Raw genomic sequence first — 13,121 nt, forward strand, 5'->3', positions numbered from 1 at the left:
ATGGACATGGTGGACACAAAAAAGGCTGCCCGAGGGCAGCCTTTTGCTTGCGGCGCAGTCTGAAGCTTATTTTTGCATGTCGCGCTGCGGGTAGCCGGTGTACAGCTGGCGCGGACGGCCAATCTTGTACGGGCTGGAGAGCATTTCCTTCCAGTGCGAGATCCAGCCGACGGTGCGCGCCAGGGCGAAGATCACGGTGAACATGCTGGTCGGGATGCCGATGGCCTTGAGGATGATGCCCGAGTAGAAGTCGACGTTCGGGTACAGCGAACGCTCGATAAAGTACGGGTCGGTCAGGGCGATCTCTTCCAGGCGCATGGCCAGTTCCAGCTGCGGATCGTTCTTGATCCCCAGTTCGGCCAGCACTTCGTCGCAGGTCTGTTTCATCACGGTGGCGCGCGGGTCGCGGTTCTTGTAGACCCGGTGACCGAAGCCCATCAGCTTGAACGGATCGTCCTTGTCCTTGGCCTTGGCGATATAGGCGTCGATGTTGTCCACGCTGCCGATCTCGTCAAGCATGCTCAGCACCGCTTCGTTGGCACCGCCATGCGCCGGGCCCCAGAGTGCAGCGATGCCGGCGGCGATACAGGCGAACGGGTTGGCACCCGAAGAACCGGCTAGGCGTACTGTGGAGGTGGAGGCGTTCTGCTCGTGGTCGGCATGCAGGATAAAGATCTTATCCATGGCCTTGGCCAGCACCGGGCTGATCGGTTTGATCTCGCACGGGGTGTTGAACATCATGTGCAGGAAGTTTTCCGCGTAGTTCAGGTCGTTACGCGGGTACATCATCGGCTGACCCATGGAGTACTTGTAGGTCATGGCGGCGAGGGTCGGCATCTTGGCCACCAGGCGCATGGCCGAAACTTCACGGTGATGCGGGTTCTTGATGTCCAGCGAGTCGTGGTAGAAAGCCGAAAGCGCGCCAACCACGCCGCACATGATGGCCATCGGGTGGGCATCGCGGCGGAAGCCGTTGAAGAAGGTCTTCAGCTGTTCGTGAACCATGGTGTGGTTCTTGATGGTGCTGACGAACTTGGCCTTTTCCTCTGCAGTCGGCAGTTCGCCGTTGAGCAGCAGGTAGCAGGTTTCCAGGTAATCCGATTGCTCGGCCAGCTGTTCGATGGGGTAGCCGCGGTGCAGCAAAATGCCCTGATCGCCGTCGATATAGGTGATCTTCGACTCGCACGAGGCGGTGGACATAAAGCCAGGATCAAAAGTGAAACGGCCCGTGGCGGTTAAGCCCCGTACGTCAATTACATCGGGACCAACGGTGCCGGTTAAAACGGGCAGCTCGACGGGGGCTGCGCCCTCGATGATCAACTGCGCTTTTTTGTCAGCCATGTGTGGCCTCCTAGTTATGCTTGAAATCATCTGACAGCCCCCCACGCAGGGCCCGCACCACTATAGTGGGATAAATTCTAATGTCAATTTGCGAAAACCCAGACGGCAGAAGGGTTTGCGGGTGGTTTTCGCGGTGAAAATTGGCCCCTTTACGTCATTTATAAAGGCTGCGCAATGCGCTTTTAGGTAGGGGGCTTTGCATTGTCATTAGTAACCTAACTGTCTATACTCTGCGCCCAACTACCAAGGGCTACACGCCCGTATTCTGGTGGTTGTCACTCCTTGGGTGATGGGTACCTGACCAGTGCACTTCCCGACAACTTTGCCCTGATAGTTAGGGGCTCTCAGTGTGATAAAAAAGCCGTGAATAGCCAAAGACCTGTAAATCTCGACCTTAGGACTATCAAACTTCCTATCACTGGCGTTACGTCATTCCTTCACCGGGTTTCTGGAATCATTCTGTTCTTCGGCATTGCCGTGCTGCTGTTTGGGCTCGACAAGTCGCTGACGTCTGCAGAAGGTTTTGCCGAGGTGAAAGAGTGCTTGACCAGCCCGCTGGCCAAGTTCGTGATCTGGGGATTGCTGTCCGCTCTGCTTTACCACTTGGTGGCCGGAGTACGCCACTTGATCATGGACATGGGTATCGGTGAGACGCTGGAAGGCGGCACGCTGGGCTCGCAAATCGTTCTCGTCGTTTCGGCGATCCTGATCGTATTGGTGGGGGTGTGGGTATGGTAACCAACGTCACGAATTTTTCGCGTTCGGGCCTCTATGACTGGATGGCGCAGCGTGTGTCTGCGGTCGTTCTCGCGGCCTATGTGGTGTTTCTGCTGGGTTACATTGTCGCCAACCCGGGTATGGGTTATGCCGAATGGCAGGCGCTGTTCTCCAATAATGCGATGCGTATTTTCAGTCTGTTGACCCTGGTGGCGCTCAGTGCTCACGCCTGGGTCGGTATGTGGACGATTTCCACCGACTACCTGACGCCGATGGCGCTGGGTAAGTGGGCGACTGTGGTGCGTTTTCTCTTCCAGGCGGCGTGTGGCATTGCCATGTTCACGTTCTTCGTCTGGGGCGTGCAGATTTTTTGGGGTAACTGATCCATGACTATTCGCACTCTTTCTTATGACGCCATCATCGTTGGTGGCGGCGGCGCGGGCATGCGTGCCGCGCTGCAACTGGCTCAAGGCGGCCACAAGACCGCTGTAGTCACCAAGGTGTTTCCGACTCGTTCGCACACCGTATCCGCTCAGGGCGGCATCACCTGCGCCATCGCTTCGGCCGATCCGAACGACGATTGGCGCTGGCACATGTACGACACCGTCAAGGGTTCCGACTATATCGGCGACCAGGACGCCATCGAATACATGTGCTCCGTGGGTCCGGAAGCCGTATTCGAGCTGGAGCACATGGGCCTGCCATTCTCCCGCACCGAGCAGGGCCGCATCTATCAGCGCCCGTTCGGCGGCCAGTCCAAAGGCCCGAACAATCCGACTCAGGCTGCGCGCACCTGCGCCGCTGCCGACCGTACCGGTCACGCCCTGCTGCACACCCTGTACCAGGCCAACCTGAAAGCCGGCACCTCGTTCCTTAACGAGTGGTACGCGGTCGATCTGGTGAAGAACCAGGATGGTGCCATCGTCGGCGTGATCGCGATCTGCCTGGAAAACGGCGAGACCGTGTATATCCGTTCCAAGGCCGTGGTTCTGGCCACTGGCGGTGCCGGTCGTATCTACGCCTCCACCACCAATGCCCTGATCAACACTGGTGACGGTGTGGGCATGGCCCTGCGTGCCGGCGTGCCGGTGCAGGACATCGAAATGTGGCAGTTCCACCCGACCGGCATCGCCGGGGCCGGTGTACTGGTGACCGAGGGTTGCCGCGGTGAAGGTGGCTACCTGATCAACAAGCACGGCGAGCGCTTCATGGAACGCTACGCGCCGAACGCCAAAGACCTGGCCGGCCGCGACGTGGTTGCGCGCTCCATGGTCAAGGAAATCATCGCCGGCAACGGCTGTGGTCCGGATGGCGATCACGTGATGCTCAAGCTCGATCACCTCGGTGAGGAAGTGCTGCACAGCCGTCTGCCGGGTATCTGCGAACTGTCGAAGACCTTTGCCCACGTCGACCCCGTGGTTGCGCCGGTTCCGGTCGTGCCGACCTGCCACTACATGATGGGCGGCGTGCCGACCAACATCCATGGTCAGGCCATCACCCAGGATGCCAACGGTAACGACAAGATCATCGACGGTCTGTTCGCCGTCGGCGAAGTGGCTTGCGTATCGGTCCACGGTGCCAACCGTCTGGGCGGCAACTCGCTGCTCGACCTGGTGGTATTCGGCCGCGCGGCGGGCATTCACTTGGAAAAATCGCTGAAAGAAGGCGTGGAAGTCCGTGGTGCCAGCGAAACCGACATCGAGCAGTCGCTGGGGCGTCTGGCCGGAGTCAACGAACGCACCACCGGCGAAGACGTCGCGCCGCTGCGTAAAGAACTGCAAAACTGCATGCAGAACTACTTCGGCGTGTTCCGCACCGGTGAGTACATGCAGAAGGGCATCACCCAACTGGCCGACCTGCGCGAGCGCATCGCTACCGTCAAGATCGCCGACAAGAGCCAGGCGTTCAACACCGCGCGTATCGAAGCACTGGAACTGCAAAACCTTCTCGAAGTGGCTGAAGCCACCGCGATCGCTGCCGAGGTTCGTAAAGAGTCCCGTGGCGCTCACGCTCGTGAAGACTTCGAAGATCGTGACGACGAAAACTGGCTGTGCCATTCCCTGTATATCCCGGGTGAAAAGCGCGTGAGCAAGCGTTCGGTCAACTTCTCGCCGAAGACAGTTCCAGCGTTTGAACCCAAGGTTCGGACTTATTAAGGGTGGCTGATATGTTGCAAGTAAGCGTTTATCGTTACAACCCGGAAAAAGATGCTGCGCCTTTTATGCAGGACTTCCAGGTCGATGCCGGCGGCAAGGACATCATGGTCCTCGACGTGCTGGCCTTGATCAAGGAACAGGACGAGGGCTTCTCCTACCGTCGTTCCTGCCGTGAAGGCGTCTGTGGTTCCGACGGCATGAACATCAACGGCAAGAACGGCCTGGCCTGTATCACGCCGATTTCGGCTGCCGGCCTCAAGGGCGGCAAGCTGGTGATCCGTCCGCTGCCAGGTTTGCCGGTTATCCGTGACCTGGTCGTCGATATGAGCATCTTCTACAAGCAATACGAGAAGGTGCAGCCGTACCTGCAGAACGATACGCCGGCTCCGGCCATCGAACGCCTGCAAACGCCGGAAGAGCGCGAGAAGCTGGATGGCCTCTACGAGTGCATCCTCTGTGCTTGCTGTTCGACCAGCTGCCCATCCTTCTGGTGGAATCCGGACAAGTTTCTCGGTCCCGCTGCGCTGCTGCAGGCCTATCGTTTCCTGGCCGACAGCCGCGATACCAGGACCGACGAGCGTCTGGCCGCGCTGGACGATCCGTTTAGCGTGTTCCGTTGCCGCGGCATCATGAACTGCGTGAACGTTTGCCCCAAGGGTCTCAATCCGACCAAGGCAATCGGCCACGTTCGCAACATGTTGCTGCAAAGCGGTACCTGATTCGCGTTTGTTTGCTAGACCTGTAATACCTGCGGCGCTGGCTTCAACCCCGCGCCGTAGTTTTAGCAAGGACCGCAGCTCACAAAGCGGCGGTTCTTAACTTTGAAAAATATGACGACCAGCAGGGGCATCCGGGCTGGTGCCCGGACTATCTGCGGGATCCGTAGTGGCTTACCAGTCGCTGCTCCAGGACTGGCAAACCATGCGGTTTCTTCGCCGGTGGTGTCCCCTTACCGAGGGTGACCAAGCATGCAAGAAAGCGTGATGCAGCGCATGTGGGACAGTGCCCACCTATCCGGTGGTAACGCTGCCTATGTGGAAGAGCTCTATGAGCTTTACCTGCACGATCCCAACGCTGTGCCAGAAGAGTGGCGCACTTACTTCCAGAAGTTGCCGACCGATGGCAGCGCCGCCACAGACGTATCGCATTCGACGATCCGCGATCATTTCGTCCTGCTCGCTAAAAACCAGCGTCGCGCCCAACCGGTGTCCGCCGGCAGCGTGAGCAGCGAGCACGAAAAGAAGCAAGTCGAAGTGCTACGGATGATTCAGGCCTATCGCATGCGTGGCCATCAGGCTGCCCAACTCGATCCGCTTGGTCTCTGGCAGCGTCCCGCACCGGCTGATCTGGCGATCAACCACTACGGGCTGACCAATGCCGATCTGGACACCACTTTCCGCACCGGTGGTCTGTTTATCGGCAAGGAAGAGGCTACTCTGCGCGAAATCCACGATTCGTTGCAGCAGACATATTGCCGCACCATCGGTGCCGAGTTCACCCATATCGTCGATTCCGAGCAGCGCAGCTGGTTCCAGCAGCGCCTGGAAAGCGTACGTGGCCGTCCGCAGTTCTCCACCGAAGTGCAGAGCCATCTGCTCGAACGTCTGACTGCGGCCGAGGGCCTGGAAAAATACCTGGGCACCAAATACCCGGGTACCAAGCGTTTCGGCCTGGAAGGCGGCGAGAGCCTGATTCCCCTGCTCGATGAGCTGATCCAGCGTTCCGGCTCCTACGGCACCAAGGAAATCGTCATCGGCATGGCCCACCGTGGTCGCCTCAACGTACTGGTCAACACCTTCGGCAAGAACCCGCGCGACCTGTTCGACGAGTTCGAAGGCAAGAAGACCGAGGGGCTGTCCTCCGGCGACGTCAAATACCACCAGGGCTTCTCCTCCAACGTGATGACTGCCGGTGGTGAAGTGCACCTGGCCATGGCGTTCAACCCCTCGCACCTGGAGATTGTCTCTCCGGTGGTCGAGGGCTCGGTGCGCGCCCGTCAGGATCGTCGTAGCGATGCCTCTGGCGAGAAGGTGCTGCCGGTTTCCCTGCACGGCGACGCGGCCTTTGCCGGTCAAGGCGTGGTCATGGAAACCTTCCAGATGTCGCAGACCCGTGGCTTCAAGACGGGCGGCACCATCCACATCGTGATCAACAACCAGGTCGGCTTCACCATCAGCAACCCGCTGGACTCGCGTTCCACCGAATACTGCACCGACGTGGCGAAGATGATCCAGGCCCCGATCCTGCACGTGAATGGTGATGACCCGGAAGCGGTGCTGTTCGTCACCCAGCTGGCCGTCGACTACCGCATGCAGTACAAGCGCGACGTGGTCATCGACCTGGTCTGCTACCGCCGTCGCGGCCACAACGAGGCCGACGAGCCGAGCGGCACCCAGCCGATCATGTACCAGAAGATCAGCAAGCAGCGCACCACCCGTGAGCTGTATGCCGAAGCCCTGACCAGCGCCGTGCGCCACTCGGTGGACGACGTGCAGGCCAAGATCGACGACTACCGCACCGCGCTGGATAACGGCCAGCATGTGGTCAAGAGTCTGGTCAAGGAGCCGAACAAGGAGCTGTTCGTCGACTGGCGTCCCTACCTGGGTCACGCCTGGACCGCGCGCCACGACACCCGTTTCGAGCTCAAGACCCTGCAGGAACTGTCGAACAAGCTGCTGGAAATTCCGGAAGGCTTCGTGGTTCAGCGCCAGGTCGCGAAGATTCTCGAAGATCGCCAGAAGATGGGAGCCGGTGCGCTGCCGATCAACTGGGGTTATGCCGAAACCATGGCCTACGCGACCCTGCTGTTCGAAGGCCATCCGATCCGCATGACCGGTCAGGACATCGGCCGCGGCACCTTCTCGCACCGCCATGCGGCGCTGCACAACCAGAAGGATGCCGGTACCTACCTGCCGCTGCAGAACCTCTACGCCGGTCAGCCGAAGTTCGACCTGTACGACTCCTTCCTCTCGGAAGAAGCCGTGCTGGCCTTCGAATACGGCTACGCCACCACCCAGCCGAATGCGCTGGTGATCTGGGAAGCCCAGTTCGGCGACTTCGCCAACGGTGCCCAGGTGGTGTTCGACCAGTTCATTTCCAGTGGCGAGCACAAGTGGGGCCGTCTCTGCGGCCTGACCATGCTGCTGCCGCACGGTTATGAAGGGCAGGGGCCTGAGCACAGTTCGGCGCGTCTGGAGCGTTACCTGCAGCTGTGCGCCGAGCACAACATGCAGGTCTGCGTGCCGACCACCCCGGCGCAGATCTATCACATGCTGCGTCGTCAGGTGATTCGTCCGCTGCGCAAACCCTTGGTGGTATTGACGCCGAAGTCGCTGCTGCGCCACAAACTGGCGATCTCGACTCTGGAAGATCTGGCCGAAGGTTCGTTCCAGACCGTGATTCCGGAAATCGATGCGATCGATCCGAAGAAGGTCGAGCGCCTGGTGCTGTGCAGCGGCAAGGTCTACTACGACCTGCTGGAAAAGCGCCGCAACGAAGGCCGCGAAGATATCGCCATCGTACGTATCGAGCAGCTCTATCCGTTCCCGGAAGACGATCTGACCGAGGCCCTGGCACCGTACAAGCACCTCAAACATATCGTCTGGTGTCAGGAAGAGCCGATGAACCAAGGGGCCTGGTATTGCAGCCAGCATCACATGCGTCGCGTCGCGACAGCGCACAAGAAAACGCTGTTCCTCGAGTACGCCGGTCGTGAAGGCTCTGCCGCTCCCGCCTGTGGTTATGCATCGATGCACGCCGAACAGCAGGAAAAACTCCTGCAGGACGCCTTTACCGTTTAACGCCTTCGCGCAACAGGCGGCCGACTGGGCCGCCTGCTAGAAGAAACCGAATTTAAGGAACCACTGATAATGGCTATCGAGATCAAAGCCCCTACTTTCCCGGAATCGGTCGCCGACGGCACCGTGGCCACCTGGCACAAGAAGCCGGGCGATGCGGTCAAGCGCGACGAGCTGATCGTCGACATCGAAACCGACAAGGTAGTGATCGAAGTGCTGGCCGAGGCCGACGGCGTCCTCGCGCAAATCATCAAGAATGAAGGCGATACCGTCCTTTCCAACGAAGTGCTGGGTTCCCTGGGTGAGGGCGGTGCTGCCGCTGCCGCCCCGGCTGCCGCTGCGCCTGCCGTTGCTGCCCAGGCCGCCGCGCCGGCCGCTGCAGCGGGTGATGACGCCATCCTGTCGCCGGCTGCACGCAAGATCGCCGAAGAGAACGGCATCGACCCGGGCAGCATTGCCGGCACCGGCAAGGGCGGTCGCGTGACCAAGGAAGACGTGGTCGCCGCCGTCGAAGCGAAGAAGAACGCGCCGGCTCCTGCGCCTGTCGCCAAGCCTGCCGCACCGGCCGCCGCCGCACCGATGTTCGCCGCCGGCGACCGCGTCGAGAAGCGTGTGCCGATGACCCGCCTGCGGGCCAAGGTCGCCGAGCGTCTGGTCGAAGCCCAGTCGAACATGGCCATGCTGACCACCTTCAACGAAGTCGACATGACCGAGGTCATGGCCCTGCGTTCGAAGTACAAGGATCTGTTCGAGAAGACCCACAACGGTGTACGCCTGGGCTTCATGTCGTTCTTCGTCAAGGCTGCCACCGAGGCGCTGAAGCGTTTCCCGGCGGTCAACGCCTCGATCGACGGCTCTGACATCGTCTACCACGGTTACGCCGACATCGGTGTTGCCGTGTCCAGCGACCGTGGCCTGGTGGTACCGGTACTGCGTAACGCCGAGCTGATGAGCCTGGCCGAGATCGAAAACGGCATCGCCACCTTCGGCAAGAAAGCCAAAGACGGCAAACTGGCGATCGACGACATGACCGGCGGCACGTTCACCATCACCAACGGTGGTACCTTCGGTTCGATGATGTCGACGCCGATCGTCAACCCGCCGCAGGCCGCCATCCTGGGTATGCACAACATCCTGCAGCGGCCGATGGCGATCAACGGTCAGGTGGTGATCCGTCCGATGATGTACCTGGCGCTGTCCTACGACCACCGCCTGATCGATGGTAAGGAAGCCGTGACCTTCCTGGTGACCATCAAGAACTTGCTGGAAGACCCTGCACGTCTGCTGCTGGACATCTAAAAGCCAGTTTCTCCCACGGCGGCCCTGGTGCAGGGCCGTCCGGTTTATTCGAGAAGGAATATGTTATGACCCAGAAATTCGACGTGGTAGTCATCGGTGCCGGCCCGGGTGGCTATGTAGCCGCCATCAAGGCAGCGCAACTCGGCCTGAAGACTGCCTGTATCGAACGGTACCAGGACAAGGACGGCAAGATCGCCCTCGGCGGTACTTGCCTGAACGTTGGCTGCATTCCGTCCAAGGCGCTGCTCGACAGCTCCTGGAAGTACCACGAAGCCAAAGAAGGCTTCGCCATTCACGGTATCGAAGCCAAGGGCGTGAGCATCGACGTGCCGGCCATGGTCGCGCGCAAGAGCAATATCGTTAAGAACCTTACCGGCGGCGTTGCCACCCTGTTCAAGGCCAACGGCGTGACCCTGCTGGAAGGTCACGGCAAGCTGCTGGCGAACAAGCAGGTCGAAGTGACCGCACAGGACGGCACCACCCAGGTGGTCGAGGCCGAGCATGTGATCCTCGCGTCCGGCTCCAAGCCCGTGGACATTCCGCCGGCCCCGGTCGACCAGGACGTGATCGTCGATTCCACCGGTGCCCTGGAGTTCCAGAGCGTGCCGAAGAAGCTCGGCGTGATCGGTGCCGGCGTTATCGGTCTGGAGCTGGGCTCGGTATGGTCGCGTCTGGGTGCCGAAGTGACCGTTCTGGAAGCGCTGGACAAGTTCCTCCCGGCCGCCGACGAGCAGATCGCCAAGGAAGCCATGAAGACCCTGACCAAGCAGGGCCTGAAGATTCGTCTGGGTGCTCGCGTCACCGGTTCCGACGTGAAGAAAAAGCAGGTCACGGTCAACTTCACCGACGCCGAAGGCGAGCAGCAGCTGACCTTCGACAAGCTGATCGTGGCCGTGGGCCGCCGTCCGGTGACCACCGATCTGCTGGCCGCCGACAGCGGTGTTGATCTGGATGAGCGCGGTTTTATCTACGTCGACGACCAGTGCGCCACCAGCGTGCCGGGCGTTTATGCCATCGGCGACGTGGTGCGCGGCGCGATGCTGGCACACAAGGCCTCGGAAGAGGGCGTGATGGTGGCCGAGCGTATCGCCGGGCACAAAGCCCAGATGAACTATGACCTGATTCCTTCGGTCATCTATACCCACCCGGAAATCGCCTGGGTCGGCAAGACCGAGCAGCAGCTCAAAGGCGAGGGCGTTGCCGTCAACGTCGGCACCTTCCCGTTCGCCGCCAGCGGCCGCGCCATGGCTGCCAACGACACCGGCGGCATGGTCAAGGTGATTGCCGATGCGGCAACCGACCGCGTTCTGGGTGTACACGTGATTGGCCCGAGCGCTGCCGAACTGGTCCAGCAGGGCGCGATCGGCATGGAATTCGGTACCAGTGCCGAGGACCTGGGGATGATGGTGTTCTCGCATCCGACCCTGTCCGAAGCGCTGCACGAAGCCGCTCTGGCGGTGAATGGCCACGCCATTCACATCGCCAACCGTAAAAAGCGTTAACAGCACGCGTTAAATAGTTGTTTGTTTGAGCGGATGCCTTCACCGGCATTGTGTACCGGTGAAGGTGCAGCTCGACAGGAAGAACCACGGCAGACCGCCCGCGTACAACCCAGGTTGCTGCGCGGAACGTCAGCCGGACTGCTGCAGAAGCAGTCACAGGTGGTGCGGCATCACAAGTGCAGCACCGTATGCGCAATACCTAAACGAAGACGGTAGACAAGCATGAATCTCCACGAGTATCAGGGTAAGCAGCTGTTCGCTGAATACGGCCTGCCCGTATCCAAGGGTTTCGCCGTAGACACCCCGGAAGACGCCGCAGCAGCCTGCGACAAAATCGGTGGCACCGAGTGGGTCGTCAAGGCTCAGGTTCACGCCGGTGGCCGCGGTAAAGCGGGCGGCGTAAAGCTGGTCAAGAGCAAGGAAGACGCCAAGGCCTTCGCCGCCAACTGGCTGGGCAAGCGTCTGGTGACTTACCAGACTGACGCCAACGGTCAGCCGGTCACCAAGATCCTGGTCGAGTCCTGCACCGACATCGCCAAGGAACTCTACCTGGGCGCGGTCGTTGACCGTTCCAGCCGTCGCATCGTGTTCATGGCTTCCACCGAAGGTGGCGTGGACATCGAGAAAGTGGCCCACGACACCCCTGAGAAAATCCTCAAGGCGACCATCGATCCGCTGGTCGGCGCACAGCCGTTCCAGGGCCGTGAGCTGGCATTCCAGCTGGGTCTGGAAGGCAAGCAGGTCACTCAGTTCGCCAAGATCTTCGTCGGCCTGGCCAAGCTGTTCCAGGACCACGATCTGGCCCTGCTGGAAGTGAACCCGCTGGTGATCAAGGCCGATGGCGATCTGCATTGCCTCGATGCCAAGATCAACATCGACGCCAACGCCATGTACCGTCAGCCCAAGCTGAAGACCTTCCACGATCCGTCCCAGGACGATCCGCGCGAAGCGCACGCGGCCAAGTTCGAACTGAACTACGTGGCCCTGGACGGCAACATCGGTTGCATGGTCAACGGTGCCGGCCTGGCCATGGGTACCATGGACATCGTCAACCTGCACGGCGGCAACCCTGCCAACTTCCTCGACGTGGGCGGCGGCGCAACCAAAGAGCGCGTGACCGAAGCCTTCAAGATCATCCTGTCCGATAGCAATGTCGCGGCCGTGCTGGTCAACATCTTCGGCGGCATCGTTCGTTGCGACATGATTGCCGAAGGCATCATCGGCGCAGTGAAAGAAGTCGGCGTGAAGATCCCGGTGGTTGTGCGTCTCGAAGGCAACAACGCCGAGCTGGGTGCCAAAGTACTGGCAGAAAGCGGTTTGAACATCATCGCGGCTACCAGCCTGACCGACGCTGCTCAACAAGTCGTCAAAGCTGCGGAGGGCAAATAATGAGCGTCCTGATCAACAAAGACACCAAGGTTATCTGCCAGGGCATCACCGGTTCGCAGGGTAGCTTCCACACCCAGCAAGCCATCGAGTACGGCACCCAGATGGTCGGTGGCGTAACCCCGGGCAAGGGCGGCACCACCCACCTCGACCTGCCGGTGTTCAACACCGTGAAAGACGCCGTAGCGGCCACTGGCGCTACCGCTAGCGTGATCTACGTTCCGGCTCCTTTCTGCAAAGACTCGATCCTGGAAGCAGCATTCGGCGGCATCAAGCTGATCGTTTGCATCACCGAAGGCATTCCTACCCTGGATATGCTGGATGCCAAGGTCAAGTGCGACGAACTGGGCGTAGTCCTGATCGGCCCGAACTGCCCAGGCGTTATCACCCCGGGCGAGTGCAAGATCGGCATCATGCCAGGCCACATCCACTTGCCAGGCAAAGTAGGCATCGTGTCGCGTTCCGGCACCCTGACTTACGAAGCCGTCAAGCAGACCACTGACGCCGGTTTCGGTCAGTCCACCTGCGTGGGTATCGGCGGTGACCCGATCCCAGGTTCCAACTTCATCGACATCCTGAAGCTGTTCCAGGAAGACCCGAAGACCGAGGCGATCGTAATGATCGGTGAGATCGGCGGTTCGGCTGAAGAAGAAGCGGCTGCTTACATCAAAGCCAATGTGACTAAGCCTGTTGTTTCCTACATCGCTGGTGTGACTGCTCCGGCAGGCAAGCGTATGGGTCACGCTGGTGCAATCATCTCTGGCGGCAAGGGCACTGCAGACGAGAAGTTTGCTGCTCTGCAGGACGCAGGCGTTAAAACCGTGCGTTCCCTGGCTGACATTGGCAAGGCCCTGGCCGAGCTGACCGGTTGGGAAGCCAAGAACGCCTAAGCGTTATTGGCTGATAAAGAGGCCACCTTCGGG

The 13,121-nt window shown here is 60.3% G+C and carries 10 protein-coding genes; 9 read left to right on the top strand and 1 reads right to left on the bottom strand.

Translation table 11 applies throughout. From position 1 onward, the window contains the following. Window positions 1-66 precede the first annotated feature (66 nt). Window positions 67-1,341, bottom strand: a complete 1,275-nt coding sequence (gltA, locus tag AACY13_RS08045) for a citrate synthase (protein WP_339460607.1) — start codon at window positions 1,339-1,341, stop codon at window positions 67-69. A 363-nt stretch (window positions 1,342-1,704) separates the two neighbouring features. On the opposite strand from gltA, the gene sdhC reads away from it, so the two are divergent. From sdhC to sucD, 9 genes are all read left to right on the top strand, one after another. Next, window positions 1,705-2,079 (top strand): succinate dehydrogenase, cytochrome b556 subunit, encoded by a 375-nt coding sequence (sdhC, locus tag AACY13_RS08050; RefSeq protein WP_339460609.1) that lies wholly within the window; start codon window positions 1,705-1,707, stop codon window positions 2,077-2,079. After that, window positions 2,073-2,441: a succinate dehydrogenase, hydrophobic membrane anchor protein gene (gene sdhD, locus AACY13_RS08055; RefSeq protein WP_339460611.1), complete on the top strand. Its 369-nt coding sequence runs from the start codon at window positions 2,073-2,075 to the stop codon at window positions 2,439-2,441. The genes sdhC and sdhD overlap by 7 nt, the downstream gene beginning before the upstream one ends. Before the next feature lie 3 nt (window positions 2,442-2,444). Next, complete coding sequence (gene sdhA / locus AACY13_RS08060; protein ID WP_339460612.1) at window positions 2,445-4,214, top strand: succinate dehydrogenase flavoprotein subunit; 1,770 nt, start codon at window positions 2,445-2,447, stop codon at window positions 4,212-4,214. Window positions 4,215-4,225: 11 nt separating this feature from the next. Then, on the top strand, window positions 4,226-4,933 hold the full coding sequence (locus tag AACY13_RS08065) for a succinate dehydrogenase iron-sulfur subunit (RefSeq protein WP_339460613.1): 708 nt from the start codon (window positions 4,226-4,228) through the stop codon (window positions 4,931-4,933). Between the two features lie 249 nt (window positions 4,934-5,182). Further along, window positions 5,183-8,014, top strand: coding sequence for a 2-oxoglutarate dehydrogenase E1 component (locus AACY13_RS08070; protein WP_339460614.1), 2,832 nt, complete (start codon window positions 5,183-5,185; stop codon window positions 8,012-8,014). Window positions 8,015-8,083: 69 nt separating this feature from the next. Then, window positions 8,084-9,310 carry a 2-oxoglutarate dehydrogenase complex dihydrolipoyllysine-residue succinyltransferase gene (odhB, locus tag AACY13_RS08075; protein WP_339460615.1) on the top strand — a complete coding sequence of 409 codons (1,227 nt, stop codon included), beginning with the start codon at window positions 8,084-8,086 and terminating at the stop codon, window positions 9,308-9,310. 65 nt (window positions 9,311-9,375) lie between these two features. Continuing rightward, on the top strand, window positions 9,376-10,812 hold the full coding sequence (lpdA, locus tag AACY13_RS08080) for a dihydrolipoyl dehydrogenase (RefSeq protein ID WP_339460617.1): 1,437 nt from the start codon (window positions 9,376-9,378) through the stop codon (window positions 10,810-10,812). Window positions 10,813-11,034: 222 nt separating this feature from the next. Beyond that, window positions 11,035-12,201: an ADP-forming succinate--CoA ligase subunit beta gene (gene sucC, locus AACY13_RS08085; protein WP_339460619.1), complete on the top strand. Its 1,167-nt coding sequence runs from the start codon at window positions 11,035-11,037 to the stop codon at window positions 12,199-12,201. Further along, a complete protein-coding gene (gene sucD, locus AACY13_RS08090) occupies window positions 12,201-13,088 on the top strand; it encodes a succinate--CoA ligase subunit alpha (protein WP_339460621.1) in 888 nt (295 codons plus the stop codon). The genes sucC and sucD overlap by 1 nt, the downstream gene beginning before the upstream one ends. Window positions 13,089-13,121: the final 33 nt, after the last annotated feature.

This window comes from Pseudomonas sp. EA_105y_Pfl2_R69, from assembly GCF_963970915.1.
In the GTDB taxonomy this organism is placed as follows: Bacteria; Pseudomonadota; Gammaproteobacteria; order Pseudomonadales; family Pseudomonadaceae; genus Aquipseudomonas.

Coding starts and splice junctions, on each gene's coding strand:
- gltA (WP_339460607.1), bottom strand. CDS start 1,341: ATGGCTGACAAAAAAGCGCAGTTGATCATCGAGGGCGCAGCCCCCGTC.
- sdhD (WP_339460611.1), top strand. CDS start 2,073: ATGGTAACCAACGTCACGAATTTTTCGCGTTCGGGCCTCTATGACTGG.
- sdhA (WP_339460612.1), top strand. CDS start 2,445: ATGACTATTCGCACTCTTTCTTATGACGCCATCATCGTTGGTGGCGGC.
- AACY13_RS08065 (WP_339460613.1), top strand. CDS start 4,226: ATGTTGCAAGTAAGCGTTTATCGTTACAACCCGGAAAAAGATGCTGCG.
- AACY13_RS08070 (WP_339460614.1), top strand. CDS start 5,183: ATGCAAGAAAGCGTGATGCAGCGCATGTGGGACAGTGCCCACCTATCC.
- odhB (WP_339460615.1), top strand. CDS start 8,084: ATGGCTATCGAGATCAAAGCCCCTACTTTCCCGGAATCGGTCGCCGAC.
- lpdA (WP_339460617.1), top strand. CDS start 9,376: ATGACCCAGAAATTCGACGTGGTAGTCATCGGTGCCGGCCCGGGTGGC.
- sucC (WP_339460619.1), top strand. CDS start 11,035: ATGAATCTCCACGAGTATCAGGGTAAGCAGCTGTTCGCTGAATACGGC.
- sucD (WP_339460621.1), top strand. CDS start 12,201: ATGAGCGTCCTGATCAACAAAGACACCAAGGTTATCTGCCAGGGCATC.